The organism is Tsuneonella sediminis, assembly GCF_051912845.1.
Classification (GTDB): domain Bacteria; phylum Pseudomonadota; class Alphaproteobacteria; order Sphingomonadales; family Sphingomonadaceae; genus Tsuneonella; species Tsuneonella sediminis.
On the sequence record NZ_JBNCBU010000001.1, the window covers coordinates 1886649 to 1902632 of the forward strand.

The 15984-nt window shown below is 62.2% G+C and carries 15 protein-coding genes; 6 read left to right on the top strand and 9 right to left on the bottom strand.

What is annotated here, in order from left to right; all coding sequences use genetic code 11:
* Window positions 1-33: 33 nt before the first annotated feature.
* Together ACPV3N_RS09575 and ACPV3N_RS09580 are read right to left on the bottom strand one after the other, a co-directional pair.
* Entirely contained in the window at window positions 34-660 is a 627-nt protein-coding gene (locus tag ACPV3N_RS09575) for an NrsF family protein (RefSeq protein WP_440117001.1), read from the bottom strand.
* Entirely contained in the window at window positions 657-1181 is a 525-nt protein-coding gene (locus tag ACPV3N_RS09580) for a sigma-70 family RNA polymerase sigma factor (protein WP_440117003.1), read from the bottom strand. The genes ACPV3N_RS09575 and ACPV3N_RS09580 overlap by 4 nt, the downstream gene beginning before the upstream one ends.
* 75 nt (window positions 1182-1256) lie before the next feature.
* On the opposite strand from ACPV3N_RS09580, the gene ACPV3N_RS09585 reads away from it, so the two are divergent.
* Window positions 1257-1769, top strand: a complete 513-nt coding sequence (locus tag ACPV3N_RS09585; RefSeq protein WP_440117005.1) for a hypothetical protein — start codon at window positions 1257-1259, stop codon at window positions 1767-1769.
* Window positions 1770-2375: 606 nt separating this feature from the next.
* Here the strand turns inward: ACPV3N_RS09585 and ACPV3N_RS09590 are convergent.
* Together ACPV3N_RS09590 and ACPV3N_RS09595 are read right to left on the bottom strand one after the other, a co-directional pair.
* The gene (locus ACPV3N_RS09590) at window positions 2376-2843 is read right to left on the bottom strand and encodes a VanZ family protein (protein WP_440117007.1); all 468 of its coding nucleotides are present in this window, start codon (window positions 2841-2843) and stop codon (window positions 2376-2378) included.
* A 614-nt stretch (window positions 2844-3457) separates the two neighbouring features.
* Entirely contained in the window at window positions 3458-3673 is a 216-nt protein-coding gene (locus tag ACPV3N_RS09595) for a tautomerase family protein (protein ID WP_440117009.1), read from the bottom strand.
* A 144-nt stretch (window positions 3674-3817) separates the two neighbouring features.
* On the opposite strand from ACPV3N_RS09595, the gene ACPV3N_RS09600 reads away from it, so the two are divergent.
* Window positions 3818-4495 carry a winged helix-turn-helix transcriptional regulator gene (locus ACPV3N_RS09600; RefSeq protein ID WP_440117011.1) on the top strand — a complete coding sequence of 226 codons (678 nt, stop codon included), beginning with the start codon at window positions 3818-3820 and terminating at the stop codon, window positions 4493-4495.
* 33 nt (window positions 4496-4528) lie between these two features.
* On the opposite strand, the gene ACPV3N_RS09605 is transcribed toward ACPV3N_RS09600, so the two are convergent.
* Entirely contained in the window at window positions 4529-6112 is a 1584-nt protein-coding gene (locus ACPV3N_RS09605; RefSeq protein ID WP_440117013.1) for a tetratricopeptide repeat protein, read from the bottom strand.
* A gap of 405 nt (window positions 6113-6517) precedes the next feature.
* Between ACPV3N_RS09605 and ACPV3N_RS09610 the strand changes: the two genes are divergently transcribed.
* Entirely contained in the window at window positions 6518-7174 is a 657-nt protein-coding gene (locus tag ACPV3N_RS09610) for an NAD(P)H-dependent oxidoreductase (protein WP_440117015.1), read from the top strand.
* Between the two features lie 553 nt (window positions 7175-7727).
* Here the strand turns inward: ACPV3N_RS09610 and ACPV3N_RS09615 are convergent.
* From ACPV3N_RS09615 to ACPV3N_RS09625, 3 genes are all read right to left on the bottom strand, one after another.
* Complete coding sequence (locus ACPV3N_RS09615) at window positions 7728-8558, bottom strand: DUF5681 domain-containing protein (RefSeq protein WP_440117017.1); 831 nt, start codon at window positions 8556-8558, stop codon at window positions 7728-7730.
* On the bottom strand, window positions 8555-9886 hold the full coding sequence (locus tag ACPV3N_RS09620; RefSeq protein ID WP_440117019.1) for a site-specific DNA-methyltransferase: 1332 nt from the start codon (window positions 9884-9886) through the stop codon (window positions 8555-8557). Before ACPV3N_RS09620 ends, ACPV3N_RS09615 begins: the two co-directional genes overlap by 4 nt.
* A 573-nt stretch (window positions 9887-10459) precedes the next feature.
* Complete coding sequence (locus tag ACPV3N_RS09625) at window positions 10460-11752, bottom strand: hemolysin family protein (RefSeq protein ID WP_440117515.1); 1293 nt, start codon at window positions 11750-11752, stop codon at window positions 10460-10462.
* Window positions 11753-11906: 154 nt separating this feature from the next.
* On the opposite strand from ACPV3N_RS09625, the gene ACPV3N_RS09630 reads away from it, so the two are divergent.
* The gene (locus ACPV3N_RS09630; RefSeq protein ID WP_440117021.1) at window positions 11907-12593 is read left to right on the top strand and encodes a YiaD family glycine zipper/OmpA-like lipoprotein; all 687 of its coding nucleotides are present in this window, start codon (window positions 11907-11909) and stop codon (window positions 12591-12593) included.
* Between the two features lie 449 nt (window positions 12594-13042).
* Here ACPV3N_RS09630 and ACPV3N_RS09635 read toward each other — a convergent pair whose 3' ends face one another.
* Window positions 13043-13822, bottom strand: a complete 780-nt coding sequence (locus ACPV3N_RS09635) for a 3'(2'),5'-bisphosphate nucleotidase CysQ (RefSeq protein WP_440117023.1) — start codon at window positions 13820-13822, stop codon at window positions 13043-13045.
* A 116-nt stretch (window positions 13823-13938) separates the two neighbouring features.
* Here ACPV3N_RS09635 and sucC point away from each other — a divergent pair, with 116 nt between their 5' ends.
* Complete coding sequence (gene sucC, locus ACPV3N_RS09640) at window positions 13939-15138, top strand: ADP-forming succinate--CoA ligase subunit beta (protein ID WP_440117025.1); 1200 nt, start codon at window positions 13939-13941, stop codon at window positions 15136-15138.
* A gap of 70 nt (window positions 15139-15208) precedes the next feature.
* Entirely contained in the window at window positions 15209-15961 is a 753-nt protein-coding gene (locus ACPV3N_RS09645; RefSeq protein WP_440117027.1) for an electron transfer flavoprotein subunit beta/FixA family protein, read from the top strand.
* Window positions 15962-15984: the final 23 nt, after the last annotated feature.

Consider the following 15984-nt stretch of genomic DNA (forward strand, 5'->3'; position numbering starts at 1 on the left):
TAGGCGAGGCCGCCCGATGCTCCCCTCACCGAATTACCAACGCAACAGGCTGGTGCCTGCACCTGCACCCAGCAGCCCTAGCGCCAAGATCGGCAGGGCATACCAGCTGGCCAGGAAGAGAGCCGAAGTCTCAGGGCACCAGAGACCGTAGACGGTGGCAGCTAGACCACCTGCTGCAAGCCCGGCGAGCCCGCCCGCGATGGGAGGCCGAGTCGGTGCAAGCCGGCGCATCGCGAATACCAGGGCCGCGAAGATACCCGATCCCAGAATGACGATCGCCGAGACGCACCGTGCCCACGTCGAGCCGGGCCATAATGGACCGACAGAGACTACTTCAAGCATCGCGAGGACCGCTATGGCGACAAAGCAAAGCGCGAGAAGCGCCATTGATCGCCCTACTCGGCGGCCCGGTAGAGCTGCGCGATATGCTGCAGCTGCGCTGATCACTGCGATAGAGCCGGCGAAACCCAATTTCATCGCGTAAGGGGCTGTGCCGATTTGAGGCAACGCGGCCAAGGGTGCGCCCAAAGTCGCGGCAAGGAGTGCCAAGCACAGCATTCCCGCCACCGCAATCAGTGCTGCGAATTGTCTGGGTCCCTGAGGCGAGATCGGAGGACCTTGCCGAGCAAGCCGAGTGATAAGGTCGTCGGTTGTGATCATTCGCTTCGAGCAACCATTCTGGTCAAAGCGATAATCCCCCGGTGCACCCTGAGCTTCATCGCCGAAAGACGGATGCCGGCCGCCTGGCTAGCCTCCCGATTGGTCATCCCTTCCAAACGCGTGAGCTTGACCGCTTCTGCTTGTGTTTCGGGCAACTGGGCCAGCAAGGTTGCAACATCGTGGCTTGCAAAATCATCAGGCTGGACAGGCACTTCGGGCAACTCGCTGGTCATTTGAGGTCGACGCCCCTCGCGGCGCCAATGATCTGCCATTTTGTAACGCGCAATCGCGAACATCCATGGGGCAACGGGCCTACCCGGATCAAACGTTCCGCCTTTCTCGTGAAGGGCAATCAGACATTCCTGCACAACGTCCTCCACGTCCGTTTGGAGGCCCATTCGACGCCGCACGTAGATGCGCAGCCGAATTGCTGCCTCCTCCAGGAAGGCGCGATATGCTTTGCGGTCACCGACGAAGGCAGCCGCCGCAAGCGTGTCGAGCCGGTCCGGCCTGAGTGTCATTTCCTCCCCTCATTCGCCCTGCGTAGCCCTGCGGTTACACATGCGTAGTCGACGCAATGTAACCGGATTGCCCCCGTGCGCGAAGTTATGGGTGTCACACAGCAGAAAACGGGAGAGCCGAAAATGTCTCAACGTTCACTTCGCCAGGCCGCCGTCGCCGGCCTATTGGCGGGTCTCGTGTTCGTCTCCATGGAAATGATCCTCGTCGGCACGGTCGGCGGTGGGAGTCCGTGGGGCCCCCCTCGCATGATGGGCGCGATTGTGCTCGGAACGAGTGTTCTGCCTCCCCCCGCCACCTTTGACGCCGGGATTTTTACTGTAGGCATGCTCGTGCATTTCGCGCTGTCCGCCGTGCTCGGGGTCATTTTTGGGTTCATTGCTCGACGGATGACCGTGTCGACGGGCGCATTGGTGGGACTCGGGGCGCTGTTCGGCTTGGCCGTTTACCTCGTGAACTTCTACGGATTCACCACCATTTTTCCGTGGTTCGAGATGGCGCGCAACTGGATAACGATTGTCTCTCATCTCGTGTTCGGCGCCGTGCTGGCTTGGTGGCTAGGAAGGCGTCAGAGTCATCAGGAAGGCTGATGACGTCGTGCCCACCCCTCAGTAGGGGATCCGATTAATGCGCGGGGCTCCCTAAATGCGATCGTTATCGGGGTCTTTGGGCCTTCAAGAGAGCTCGAGGCAGCCCTCGTAAGCTGCCTGTCGATTTTCCACCCCATGATCGGATGCTAAAGCAGGGTGCGGAGCTCGCCAGAAGCCGACAGGCAGGCTTCGCGAAAATTTCACCAAAGCGGTCGTGCCGGTAACGACTTTATTGCGGACATTTGCCGTCTGTGAGACTGTGGTTGAAGAGGAGTAAATTTGATGATTGTTTCGACCCTACTTGCTGCCGCAGTTGCGGCACAGCCCGCGCCAACATCCCAACCTGTTGACGCGCCCACTTCATCTGCTGAGAGGAAAATGGCGTGCTGCGAAAAGATGGCCAAGGGCGAAGGCTGCGCGTGCTGTAAAGACATTGCGACGAAAGATCGGACCTATACCGAACATGGCCTTTAAAAACGTGGGTCAATTGTCCCTGCCGCCCGCCTGACATTGGACAAGCCGGTGGTGACCCGATTGCGGACACATTCTTTCGGTCGGTGCTGCTGTCTAGTCACGATGCGTTTAACGTTCAACTTCTGCTGCGGACTAGATGTGCGCCCTAGCCCGTAGGATGGCTTTGTAAGCGGTTATAGAGAGTATGCCCGCGAGCCAATTGAACCCAATATCTCTCCAGTCAAATGTTCTGGTCGGATGCCAAAACTGCAAAACCTCATCGATGCTCCCCAAAGTTCCCACGATTAGCATCGCTAACAGGGTTGGAGACCACACGGGCCATTCATTTTTCAACCTCTCAAGAAGCGCCTTGTAGATCAGTACTCCAACAACGCCGTATTCGATCATGTGAGTACGCTCTTCCGGCAACGCAATTCTAGAAAGTGCGATCGAATAAACTGCTACTATCCCTAGGGCGACGGCGAAGTCGCGCTTGCCCCACCGAGCATTGAGCGCATCCCATATTACGAAGACAAATACTGATAATGCGCCGGCGATGAACGTGACCTCTAGGATGCCGTGTTCTCGCAGAATCCGTGCCAACCTTGGTGAGTAGGTCATGCTCGCCAAGATCCCGGTGAAAGCGGCAAGCACCCAGAGCCAAAGACGCCGTTCTCGACGAGACGAAAAGACAGCCATGAGGAGTTGCTATCACTCAGCGCTCTCTAGAGACATGCGGATGAATGATCGTTCCCCACCCCATTGCGGCTCATCGCCCAGCCTTGTCGTTTTTCTGAAAGCGGTCGGCCGAAGCGAGCGGCCGACCCCACATTAGGTCAGATTTCGGTGCGCTCCGCGAACGATGACGATGATGACGTTCGCTAGGATCGCCGTCGTCACGGAGGCGAACGGCAGTCATACGGTCGCGATCATCGCTACGACGAACAGGTCTACCGCGATAGGCATGTGTGGCGCGGTCGCGAGGGGCTAGTCTACTGCAGTCGAAGCGATGGCACGACAGGTCTGGTTGTGGGTCGGGGTCTGGGTGCGATGCTGGGTCGTCGGCGTGCGGCACATCGCGCAAAGCTTTTGAGCCGCTTCGCAACGCGGGCTTCGAGCTGCACTTCGTCGAATATCTTGTCTCTCAGCAGCCGCCAAAAGGCCCACCACCGATCTGGTAACCTGCGCGATCATGCGGCAAGAACAGGTTCAAGTCAGTAGATTGACTCGGGAACTTAGCTCGTTTGCATTCGGTGAATGTCGGCGGCACTGAGGCGAGTGCCTCCGATCGCCCAGTTTCCCTCGTCGACCTCGATCACTCTAACCCAAGTTACTCCTCGCATAGCTTCGCCTTCCACCGCGACCACGGCTTCGGTCACTTTGTCGATGAGCTCGCCCTTTTGCTGGGGCGAGAAGACGTTCTTGATCACCTGGATGTCAATCAAAGGCATAGTGGTTCTCCGATAGTCATCCGGAATGTTCCGGCCAAATCCTTGTGATCCATCGGGGCAGTGCGAGACTAGTTCATCAGTTGAAGCGTCGCCGGTATAGTTTCTGTAGTTGACGCGTACGCCGGGCTAGAGGAGCCGTTGCCAATGTCTACACAGGGATATGGGCAGTTCTGCCCGGTAGCGATGGCAGCCGAGGTCGTCGCCTCGAGATGGACTTTGGTTCTCCTCAGCGAGATGCAGGCGGGCTCGACGCGCTTCAACGAGATCCGCCGGGGCGTCCCCCGTATGTCGCCGGCCCTGCTATCAAAGCGCCTCAAGGACCTGGAAAGGCAGGGTGTGGTGCGCCGAACCACCGGGAGGCACGGAACCGAATATCGGCTTACCGAGGCGGGGCATGATCTTGCGCCGATCATTCGTGCCTTGGGCGAATGGTCGATGCGGTGGATCGATAACGAATGCACTCTCGCCAACCTCGACGCACAGCTGCTCATGTGGAACATGCGCAGGAAGATAGATCCGCGCCCTCTGCCTCCTCGCCGGGTGGTGGTTGAATTCTCCTACCCTGAACTGCCAAGAGATCAGCGGCGATACTGGCTTATCGTCTCGCCCGCGAATGGGGTGGACCTATGCTCGATCGATCCCGGCTTCGATGTGGATCTTTACGTAACCGCTGATCTCAAGGCGATGACCTCCGCCTGGATGGGCATGTCCGACATGTCCGACGAGATTGTCGCTGAGCGGATCACGCTAGTGGGCGACCCCGATCTGGTCAGAACGCTCACAAGCTGGCTCAGGCCCAGCAGTTTCGCCAGGGTGGCCTGAAGCGTTCGGCCGGTGGTCCATGGCGTCTCCGGCCTATCGTACCGGTGCAGTGACCGCCTCTTGCGAACGAAAAGCGATATCTTCCGCTCCACTCGCGACCAAACCCTCCAGAGAACGTCGTCGACCAGGTGCAGCTTTGAGCATCTCTTGGTACGCCACTGCAGCCTCCTCGGTTCGCCCTGACAAGCGGAGCAGATCACCTAGCAATTCCCAGCTGGGCTTAGGCAGGGCAGGTGGCCCAAATTCAACGGGCAGGCCCTCCTCGAGAAGGGCGGCCGCGCGAAGCTCCTCTAACGCTTTGCCTGTCTCGCCAGCCCGATAGAGCGCGAGAATTTCGACCTGTGCGAGAGCTCTTTTAACCCAGCGGGGGACCTGCTGGTCGAATGGGCGCTCTGTCTGAAGCGCCGCCAAGGCATCGTTGCCCAGCGATATCGCATCGGAATGCGCCCGGGCGAACTCATTATCATTACCACCCGCGGAGTGCGCCCGGCCGTAAGCGAGCCAAAAGCGTCCCAAGGTATGGCGATCGGATTGTGGAAGCGTAGCGAAGTCTGGCCATTCGCCAGTATCGATCCCGTGCCGCACAAGCTTGATGGCCCATATGTTGTAGAGGGAACGAACTCCTCCGGCCCGGGTGGTATCGGCTCTGCTCTCGACTTCGGCCCGTGCCTCGACTTCGCATCTCCGCAAGATATCTTCTGCTTCGTCAACACGACTTGCCTGAAGAAGGGAATATGCGCGCCATTCCGGATAGTGGCCGCAATACGTTGGTCCCTGACCAATGACCGATCTCGTCCGGTCGGCCGCTGCCATTGCCGCAGCATTCGCTTCGATCGATTCTGGCCACATGCCAAGGGCTAGATAGATGTGCGAGGTCATGTGCAGGGCGTGCCCCGCATCGCGCGCAATCGCGCCGTAAAGACGTGCTGCCCGCAGCCCCAATGGGGCGTGTTGCGGGTCGTCATAGCTGTGGATCAGGTAATGAAGCACCCCGGGATGCTGCGGATTTGCGGGAAACGCCTCCTCGAGGACGGCGGCGGCCTGCATGTATAGCGCGGTATCCCGCCCTGCTCCCGCGCGTCCCAGTATGGACAACGCGTAGAACGCTCGTGCGTCGATGTCCTCTGGCGAGGCTTCGAAGATCTTGCGCATCTTGGCGCTATATCGCGCGTCTCGATCGGCCTTTTCTCCCGGTCCATACAGCGTCTCGACGGCATCGAGCCACTCGGCTTCGCGGGGGCTGCGCGCCAGTCGCTTGCGAGCTTCCGGACTGTTTTCGAGCTTTGCCAGTGCCCGATGAGCGGCATCACGGTCTTGTGTCGCCCAAAGTGTGTGATTGAAGGTCATGGCCTCGCCCCAGTACGCCATGACGAAACCGGGATCGGCTTTCTGGGCATTGAGAAAGGCGCGCCGCGCGGGGCCGTATTCGAAGTTGTGAAGAAGGGCGAGGCCGGTGAGAAACGCCGCGTTCGCAGCCGCGTTTCCTTCCGTTTTCATTGTCACGCTGCCATAAGTCGCTTTCGGCACCTCCTCGCTGGCGTGATCTCCGTGATGCTGGGCCGCAGCTGGTGACGCAAGTAGAGCAGCGGTCGCCAATGCAAAAATGACTCGGGCCATGTCTTGAACCCTTCGAGAGTGATCGAGCCAATTTATCGCTTTGGTCGTGATGTTGCCAAGGCCTTTCGGGTACAGGGAAGTTAAACCAAGGGCTATTCGGCCCGGAATTGGCTTTCCGATCAGGGCAAGCGGGCGCTCCCCCGCTGAGATACTGGCATTGCGCGCGAGCGCGGGACACAAATCGCGGGGTTATCCAAGCCAGAGGCGCAGACCGCGTCCGCCGCCCTTCTTGTGGGACGATCCCGTGAGTAGTCCCTCGCCCAGTATGTGCTAGACTGACCTCAAGCCAGCCATGACCGGGGAGCAGGACCAGTTTGACATCTCGATCGCGACCGATGCCGAAGCAAATTCGCCGGGACGACCGGGTGCCGGAAAAGCACAACTTAATACCGGAGGACCAACTCGATGAGGCCAAAGCCAGCTACTCACGCAATCATCGCCTGTCATCCGGCGCAGGAAAGCTTCACGATGTCGATGGCCGCGCGTTATGCCGATGCCGTCAAGCGTCAGGGTCATACTGCCATCTTGCGCGATCTCTACCGGTGCGGCTTTGACCCGGTGCTCACAGACGCAGAGCGACATGGTGTGCCCGGTCGTGATGTCGAGGAAGAGTGGGCGGTGCTTGGAGAGCCCGAGGTTTTCGTGCTCGTCTACCCAATCTGGTATGGGGCTCCGCCTGCGATGCTTAAGGGTTACGTCGAACGTGTTTTCGGAGCTGGCAGACAGTTGGGCCGGCCACCCGGCGAGGAACAAAAAGACAGATTGGCCGGGAGACACCTAGTTTCCCTTACTTCATCAGGACAATTATACGCCTGGCTGAAGGAGAAGGGAGTGCCGGCGTCGCTCAGGACGATTTTCGACCGCTATCAATCCGAAGTCCTGGGCTTCTCCGAGTCTCGCCGCCATCATTTCGATGGGATAACCGAAACCACTCCACCCGAAGAAATCCGGGAACACCTTGCGGCTGTCGAGGCGGCAGCGGGCGAGGTTATCAAACGTCTGGCGAACGGGCCTCCGGAAATCGACCCGTATCGCCATCTTAGAGATGGCGGGCCGCCGTGATGATGTGACCCCCCCTGCTCGCAACGTAAATGAACTCGGACAATTGGGCGAAGGCTGCCAGCGAGCAAGGAGCAGGCAGACCGCTTGAACGGCAGGGGCGTTACGGCAGCCGTTCCGGAAACCGTCGATACCAGCCTACAGCTTGATTTGCGTGTTCTGGAATGTTGCGCACTGGACGAGGAGACGGTTCGTCGTCGCATTGAACTCGAGCGCTGGGGGTCCCTTAACAGTCGTATGAAGGCGAGTCGCTCGGCCGCCAACCGGCCCATCGTTCCGGTACGGATCAAGCCTTGGAATTGGCCGGGATCACGATCGTTTGATCACGACACGAGAGACGTGCCTGCCACTGTAAGAAGGTTCTGCGCCAGGTTTACATGTCGTGAGTGTCGTCTCCATCGTGCGAAACCGGGTTGACCTCTCTGACGGGTTTGGGTGATCGACGGTCTTACTGCTCTCGCGACCGCAGGTTCAATGGCAGCTTTTGAAGATTCACGGAGCCTCTTCGAGCGTCAGCGTCCAGGGCGCGAAGCTGCCGTACCACAGGCTCCTATGGTCACTCCCGCTCGATAAACTCCTCTCTGAGCTCCCGCTTGTCGCGCAACTCCTGAAGCGCCGTACCTTCGCGAGAGGCACCCTCGCGATAGGACCGGTGCTTGAGCTTGACCTTGTAACGCTCTGACACCGCATCATTGATGATGTCGAACATGCGCTGCTCCCAGTGCCATTCGTCTAGGTACACTTCTTTCATCCTGGGATCGTCGGTCTGCTGGTACTGCTGGGCCATATCGCTGACGATCTCCCGGGCCTCGTCTCGTCGCTTCAGCGCTTGGTCCAGCCTGTCGCGTGCCTCCCGGGTTGTCGGACCCCTGAACGAGATCTCACCTGTACTTGGGTCCAGGATGACATCGCTGGGGTGAGGAATGGGGCGCGGAGGTTCGACGCCTGCTCTCTGCGCGCGCTCGATCGCTTCGGTCCACTCGTGCTTGTAGTTGACCCAGGTGCCAAATGCCTCGAGCCTGGAGTTGAAGTCATCGCGCTCGAGCTTGGTCACCATCTCGGTCAGCGTCTTCTGGGCGAACCGGTTGCCCTTGAGCGCTGACACGCCCATGGCGCGGAACACCGCCTGGATCGCAGGAAGCTCGATCACCTTCTCGCCTTCGCGCAAGGTCACCGGGCGGTAGGCTTCCTCGCGCAAGTAGGCCTCGGCGCCGCGCATGCCGATGCCGGTGTCGATCTTGGGCTTGTTGCGCGCCCCGCGGGGGCGGCCGCGCGGGTTGCCTGACCTTCCCTTGCGGAACCGATGCTCGACCGGCGGGCGGCCGTACCCGACCTTGTATGGCACCGGCAGAGCGCCCTCCTCGTGCTTGTCTTCGGCTGCGCTCATTCCGCAGCCTCCCGCCCATAGCCAAGCCGGAGGTCAGCGACATCCTCGTAGCAGCCGTTGCTGCCAATAAGACGGGCGCGCTTACCAGTGTAGTCCTGCCAGCGGCGGATGATGGTGTCGCAGTAAATTGGATCGTATTCGATGAGCCGAGCAGAACGCCCGGTCTTCTCGGCCGCAATCAGCGTGCTGCCCGATCCACCGAACCCGTCGAGGATGATCTCCCCCCGCCTTGAGCAGTCGCGGATGGCATCGGCAATGAGCGCGACGGGCTTAACGGTGGGATGCATCGCCAGCTCGTCAGACCGACTGGCGCTGATCGAACTGATCCCAGCGTAGTCCCACACGTTGGTCCGGTACCGACCTGTCTCGCCGAGTCCGAAGGTATTGGTGTGGGTTGCGGTGCCCTGCTTGAACACGAACACTAGCTCGTGCTTCGAGCGATAGAACGCGCCCATCCCGCCGTTGGTCTTGTTCCAGACCACGAGGTTCTTGAGCTCGGTGAAGCTTTGGCTGCCGGCCGCGAGCAGCTCGCCCATGTGGCGCCAGTCCATGCACACGAACGCGATCGCGCCGTCGCGCAGGACCCGACTCATGTTACCTAGGGTTTCGGTGAGGAACGCGGTGAACTGGCTCTCGCTCATCTCGCCCGACGCGAACGCGAACTCGCGGTGCTTGACCGATCCCAGGCCGCAGACATTGCCGTCGATCGCGACGTTGTAGGGCGGATCGGTGAACACGAGATCGGCGCGCCCGCCCTCCATCACCCGGTCCATGCCCGCGGGATCTCGGGTGTCCCCGCAGAGAAGTCGGTGCCGGCCGAGCTGCCACAGATCGCCCATGCGACTGACGGGATCGCACAGAACCGCTGGCACCGCGTCCTCCGGAGTCAGAGGCCCTTCGGTGCTCGCCTCACAGGCTTCATCAATCGCCAAGTCCACCTCCGCCAGGCTGAACCCGGTAAGCTCGACGTCAAACTCGAGGTCGACCAGCGCCTGCAACTCGATCGCGAGGATCTCCTTATCCCACCCGGCATTCATCGCGAGCTTGTTGTCGGCCAAAACGTATGCTCGCCGCTCGATCTCAGAGAGGTGCGAAAGCGTCAGCGTTGGAACGGTCTTGCGACCGAGCAGCCTGGCTGCCTCGACGCGGCCATGACCGGCGATGATCTCGCCCGCGTCCGAGACGAGCACCGGGTTGGTAAACCCGAATCGTTCGATCGAGGCTGCAATCTGTTTGATCTGTTTTCTGGAGTGTGTGCGCGCATTGCGCGCGTAGGGCTTCAAGATGTCGACCGACAGATCGACCACCTGCGTCGCAGGAAAGTTCATACTCGTATCCTCCCGTCAGCCGTCGCGGCGATGGTTAAGGCGAACCCCTTACCACAACAGGGTCGAGAAGTCAAGACAAAACGGGAACAAGCCACTTATCGATGGTTAAATGCGAGGGTCGGCGGGCGATTGTCTGCGCCAGTGTTCGCGATTGGAGCGCGGCGTCCCTGCTACACTTCGGGGTCGCTGTTTCGCCGGACAAAACTCCCTGTTCGCCGTATTCCGCTCCCTGATCCCGGAAATCATATTCCCTGTTCGGCGTGCAGGGAATTCGGCTCAGAAAACGGCGGATCTCTGCGGGTTTCGATCGGCCCAGAATCCCCGAGGGTGGCCCAAAGATTGTGCTTTCCCTGTAGATTCCCTGTAAAATGAGCGAGATCAGCGTAGACTGGTTCGCTCGGGACTGCGTCGCGCACCAGACTGGCCAGGCCGAACCGGGACGGGTTCGAAAGGCGGCCTGCCGTCTGCGCCAGTCGAGGCGGGATGCGGCATATCCCTTCGATCGGCTACTGCATGGCTCGCCCCCGATCCACTTGGGTCGCGGATGGTCGCTTTGCGCCGCTCGGCCCGGTTCTAGCCGGCGGTGGCAAGAAGCTTGTCGATCTTGCGCCCGTCCATGTCGACCACCTCGATCCGCCAGCCCTGGTCCGTGAAGCTTTCGCCTTCATCGGGCAGCTTCTTCAGGTGCCACAGGACGTAGCCCGCGGCGGTGGCGAACTCGTGATCTTCGGGCAGATCGATGTCGAGCCGCTCGGCCATCTCGTCCACCGGCATCGCGCCCGAGATCAGGAGCGAGCCGTCCTCGCGCTCGACGATCGCGGGCGCTTCGCCGAGGTCGCTGTCGGACGCGAAGTTGCCGACGATCGCGGTGAGCAGGTCCACCGGGGTGACGATTCCCTCGAGATGGCCGTATTCGTCGTGAACCATGGCCATCGCGATCTCGGCCTGCTGCAACGTGCGCAGCGCGTCCATCGCGTCGAGCTGGTCGGGAATGACCTCGGGCTTCTTCATCATCGCGGCAAGGTCGATCGGCCTGCCCGCGAGCAGCCGGCCGAGCACCTCGCGAACCTTCACCACGCCCAGCACCTTGTCGGGCGACCCTTCTGCGACCGGCAGCAGCGAATGCGGGCTGGCGTCGATACGCGCGCGCAGCTCGATCTCGGGGGCATTGAGATCGAGCCAGTCGAGTTCGGTGCGCGGGGTCATCAGTGCGCGCACCGGACGGTCGGCCAGCCTGACCACGCCTGCGAGGATCTCGCTCTGTCCCGCCTCGATGACACCCGAATGGGTCGCCTCGGCGAAGATCATGTGAAGCTCCTCCGCGGTTACCGCGCCGTGCGAACTCGGCCTCACCCCCAGCACCCGGATGATCAACGACGACGACTTGTCGAGCAGCCAGACGAGCGGGGCAGCGACCCGCGCAAGCATCGCCATCGGTCTGCTGGCGAGGAGCGCGATCGGCAGCGCGGCGCGCAGGGCGATCTGCTTGGGCACCAGCTCGCCGACGACAAGCGTGGCGTAGGTCGTCAACCCGATTACCACGGCGAAGCCGATCTCCTCGGCGTATGCGGAGGGAACACCGAGCAGCGCCAGCCGCTCGCCCACCGGTGCCCCAAGGCTGGCACCCGAGTACGCGCCGGCGATGATCCCGACCAGCGTGATCCCGATCTGTACTGTCGAGAGGAATTTTCCGGGGTCCGCGGCGAGGCTGAGCGCGGTGCGCGCTGCACGGCTCCCGCGCTCGGCGGCGCTCTTCAGTCGCGCTGGCTTGGCAGAGACGATCGCCAGCTCGCTCATCGCGAACAGGCCGTTCAGCACGATCAGCCCGGCGATGATCAGAAGGTCGGTCCAGGGAAACGGGGTCACGCGGGCGAGCGCTAGCACATTTGCGCTGCCGCGCCAGCGGGAACGGCGCGCCGCGAGCGACGTTTCATGAGCCGAGGCGCGGGTTGGGCGTGCGCCTTCGTCGTGCGTTCGAACGATGCACGTGCTGAACGAGAACAGGAAAAGGGACATACCCATGCAGATTTCGCGCAAGATAACCGCCGGTTTCGCCGCTCTGTCGCTGCTGACCGTGTCGGCCTGCGTCACCGATCCGAATACCGGAGAGAAGAAGATTTCGCGCACCGCCATCGGCGGCGTGGGCGGCGCCGCCGCTGGCGCGCTGCTCGGCGGCTTGATCGGCGGCAAGACCGGCCGGATCGTCGGCGCTGTCGGCGGCGGCGCGATCGGCGGCGTGGTCGGCTACAAGATGGATCAGCAGATCAAGGAACTGAAGGACCAGACCGCTGGGTCCGGGGTGGACGTGAGCGCCGTCGACGGCGGCAACGCGATCCTCGTGAACCTGCCCGACGGCGTGACCTTCGCAACCGGAAGCTACGCGATCAGCCCGGGTTTCCAGACCCTGCTCGACCGGGTGGCGAACAGCCTGACCCAATATCCGAACAGCCTCGTCGACGTGTACGGCTATACCGATACCGTCGGCTCCGCGGCATCGAACCAGCGGCTGTCCGAACAGCGCGCGCAGGCAGTCGCCAACTACCTGATCAGTCGCGGCGTGAGTTCGGCGCGCATTCGCTGGATGGGCTTCGGCGAGACCAACCTGAAGGTGGCGACCGGTGACAACGTCAACGAACCGATGAACCGCCGGGTGGAAATCAAGATCGTCCCCCTCTCGGAAGCAGAAATCCGCGCCGCGCAAGGCTAGGATCCGAGCCCCTCTTGGGGTCGCACACGAAGGGCCGGTCTCCACAAGGAGGCCGGCCTTTTTCTGCAAGGTGCCTTATGGGGGGCAATCGTCCGTACGCCGTTCGTTAAAACGGCACGGCCCCGAATTCGGGCGCGCTGTCGGCTCGCTCGACCTGGGAACCGGCGTCATTTCGGGACTGGAATGATCGACCTGCTCGGCTCGCTGCATGTCGGGATCGCGCGGGCTGGGCGGTTGGGGTTCGTCCGTCGGCGGCTGACCCGCCTGCGCCAGCAGGAGTGGCAGGGCGGCAAGGCCAAAGGCGATTGTGCGAGCGAAAGTCATGAGCGCCACTCCTTTGCAGGGCGTCCGGAACCGGACCGGTGCTGTACGACTCGCTCTCCGCTACAGGAGCACACTCGGACACAAGGGTGCGCATCTTGCCGAAAAATGCAAGCGCGGCGTCCGGACTACCCTGCGATCGCGGCCGCACGGTCGGCAAGCCGGTCCACCGCCGCCGCGTGTATGCCTGGTGCGCTGATCAGCAGGCCGAAGGCCCGCGGGTCGCGCTTGTTGTAGGCGAGGGGACGACCGAAGGCGTCGGTGGTCTCGGCCCCGGCCTCGCGCGCGATCAGCGCGGCGGCGCCGATATCCCATTCCCATCCCCAGCGCAGCGTGGCGAGCAGATCCGCCTCGTCGGCAGCCACCATCGCGGCGCGCAGCGCGATCGAGTTCGGTTTCTCGACCGCCACCAGGTCGCGGTCTTCCTTCGGCAGTGTGTCGGTCGGCACCCGCGATCCGGGAAAGGTCTTGCGCTGCGAGGCGGCGAGCGGCTGCCCGTTTCGCCACGATCCCTGGCCCGCGATCGCGTGCCAGAACTCATTACGCGCCGGGGCCGCGAGGAAGCCGACGAGCGGCCGCCCTCCGCTGATCAGCGCGACCGACACCGCCCAACCGGTGCGGCCGCGGATGAAATCGCGCGTCCCGTCAACCGGATCGACCAGCCAGATAAGGTCCCGGTCGAGACGGGACGGGTCGTCGACGGTTTCCTCGCTAAGCCAGCCGGCGGCGGGCAGCAGGGTGCCCAACTCTCGCTTCAGGAAGCCGTCGACCGCCAGATCCGCTTCGCACACCGGGTTGCCCGGGGTCTTCTCCCACGCATTGAGCACGTGGCCGCCGCCGGGCCACATCGCGTGGGCAATCCGGCCCGCTTCGCGGACGATACCCTCAAGGCGTGCGGCGTCGATCATGCGGCGTGGACCATCTTGCCGCATTGGCCGGGGCAGTCGGCCTTTTCAAGCACGCCGATCCATGCTTAGGCCGCGCGCGAATCCCCCTTTTTCACGCAAGGCACGCGAACCCACCGATGAACATCCACGAATATCAGGCCAAGGAACTCCTCGCCAAGCACGGCATCCCGGTCCCCGCTGGACATGCGGCCCTTTCTGTAGAGGAAGCGGTGGAAGCGGCGCGGAAGCTTCCCGGGCCGCTGTATGTCGTCAAGGCGCAGATCCATGCCGGCGGTAGGGGCAAGGGCTCTTTCGCCGAACTGCCCGCCGGCTCCAAGGGCGGCGTGCGTCTGGCCAAGAGCATCGAGGAGGTCGAGGCGAACGCGAAGGAGATGCTCGGCCACACGCTGGTGACGGTCCAGACCGGCGCGGCGGGCAAGCAGGTCAATCGTCTATACGTGACCGACGGGGTCGACATCGCCAGGGAGTACTATCTCTCGCTGCTGGTCGACCGGGCGACGGGCCGCGTCGCCTTCGTTGTCTCGACCGAGGGCGGGATGGACATCGAGGGGGTCGCCCACGACACGCCCGAGAAGATCACCACCTTCACGATCGATCCGGCGCAAGGCTTCCAGCCGCACCACGGCCGCGCGGTGGCCTTCGCGCTGAAGCTCAAGGGCGACCTGAACAAGCAGGCGCAGAAACTTGCCAGGCAACTGTACGACGCGTTCATGGCGACCGACTGCTCGATGCTCGAGATCAATCCGCTGGTGGAAACCGAAGACGGAAAGCTGGTGGTGCTCGATGCCAAGATGAGTTTCGATTCGAACGCGCTCTACCGCCACCCGGACATCGAGGCGTTGCGCGACGAGACCGAGGAAGACCCGGCCGAAGTCGAGGCGAGCGAGCACGACCTCGCCTACATCAAGCTCGACGGCAACATCGGCTGCATGGTCAACGGCGCCGGCCTGGCGATGGCGACGATGGACATCATCAAGCTGAACGGCGCGTTTCCGGCCAACTTCCTCGACGTCGGCGGCGGCGCTTCGAAGGAAAAGGTGACCGCCGCGTTCAAGATCATCCTCAAGGACCCGGCGGTCGAGGGGATTCTCGTCAACATCTTCGGCGGGATCATGAAATGCGACGTCATCGCCGAAGGCATCGTCGCCGCTGCGAAGGACGTGAACCTGTCGGTTCCTCTGGTCGTCAGGCTGGAAGGAACCAACGTCGAAAAGGGCAAGGACATCCTCGCCACCTCGGGCCTCCCGATCGTGCCCGCGGACGATCTTGGCGATGCGGCGCGCAAGATCGTCGCCGAAGTCAGGCAGGTGGCGTGAGTCGGTTGACGCTTACGTAAAGGTCATTTAGACGGCGCGGCAGCAGCGCTGAAACGAAGGAATGGATGCCATGAAGATCCTCGTCCCGGTCAAGCGGGTGATCGATTACAACGTGAAGCCGCGGGTCAAGGCCGACGGTTCCGGGGTCGATCTCGCCAACGTCAAGATGAGCATGAACCCGTTCGACGAGATCGCGGTCGAGGAAGCGCTGCGGCTGAAGGAAAAGGGCGCGGCGACCGAGGTCGTGGTCGTGTCGATCGGTCCCGCAAAGGCGACCGAGACGCTGCGCACGGGCCTCGCCATGGGCGCGGACCGCGCGATCCACGTCGCCGTCGACGAAGGCGCCGAGGTCGAGCCGCTGGCGGTTGCAAAGATACTTAAGGGCATTGCCGACGAGGAGCAGCCGGGTCTCGTGATCCTCGGCAAGCAGGCAATCGACGACGATTCGAACCAGACCGGGCAGATGCTCGCCGCGTTGATGGACCGGCCCCAGGGCACCTTCGCCAATACGGTCGAGGTCGAAGGCGATTCGGTCACCGTGAAACGCGAGATTGACGGCGGCCTCGAAACCGTGAAGCTGTCGCTGCCCGCGATCGTCACCACCGACCTGCGCCTGAACGAGCCGCGCTACGCCAGCCTGCCCAACATTATGAAGGCGAAGTCGAAGCCGCTCGATACCAAGTCGCCCGCCGACTACGGCGTGGACATTGCGCCGCGCCTGAAGACGGTGAAGGTCGCCGAGCCGCCGGTGCGCCAAGCGGGCGTGAAGGTCGCCGACGTCGACGAACTGGTCGCCAAGCTGAAGGCGCTGGGCATCGCCTGAGCATTTCCCGAGGAAGGTTTAGA

Coding starts and splice junctions, on each gene's coding strand:
- ACPV3N_RS09575 (WP_440117001.1), bottom strand. CDS start 660: ATGATCACAACCGACGACCTTATCACTCGGCTTGCTCGGCAAGGTCCT.
- ACPV3N_RS09580 (WP_440117003.1), bottom strand. CDS start 1,181: ATGACACTCAGGCCGGACCGGCTCGACACGCTTGCGGCGGCTGCCTTC.
- ACPV3N_RS09590 (WP_440117007.1), bottom strand. CDS start 2,843: ATGACCTACTCACCAAGGTTGGCACGGATTCTGCGAGAACACGGCATC.
- ACPV3N_RS09595 (WP_440117009.1), bottom strand. CDS start 3,673: ATGCCTTTGATTGACATCCAGGTGATCAAGAACGTCTTCTCGCCCCAG.
- ACPV3N_RS09600 (WP_440117011.1), top strand. CDS start 3,818: ATGTCTACACAGGGATATGGGCAGTTCTGCCCGGTAGCGATGGCAGCC.
- ACPV3N_RS09605 (WP_440117013.1), bottom strand. CDS start 6,112: ATGGCCCGAGTCATTTTTGCATTGGCGACCGCTGCTCTACTTGCGTCA.
- ACPV3N_RS09610 (WP_440117015.1), top strand. CDS start 6,518: ATGAGGCCAAAGCCAGCTACTCACGCAATCATCGCCTGTCATCCGGCG.
- ACPV3N_RS09615 (WP_440117017.1), bottom strand. CDS start 8,558: ATGAGCGCAGCCGAAGACAAGCACGAGGAGGGCGCTCTGCCGGTGCCA.
- ACPV3N_RS09620 (WP_440117019.1), bottom strand. CDS start 9,886: ATGAACTTTCCTGCGACGCAGGTGGTCGATCTGTCGGTCGACATCTTG.
- ACPV3N_RS09630 (WP_440117021.1), top strand. CDS start 11,907: ATGCAGATTTCGCGCAAGATAACCGCCGGTTTCGCCGCTCTGTCGCTG.
- ACPV3N_RS09635 (WP_440117023.1), bottom strand. CDS start 13,822: ATGATCGACGCCGCACGCCTTGAGGGTATCGTCCGCGAAGCGGGCCGG.
- sucC (WP_440117025.1), top strand. CDS start 13,939: ATGAACATCCACGAATATCAGGCCAAGGAACTCCTCGCCAAGCACGGC.
- ACPV3N_RS09645 (WP_440117027.1), top strand. CDS start 15,209: ATGAAGATCCTCGTCCCGGTCAAGCGGGTGATCGATTACAACGTGAAG.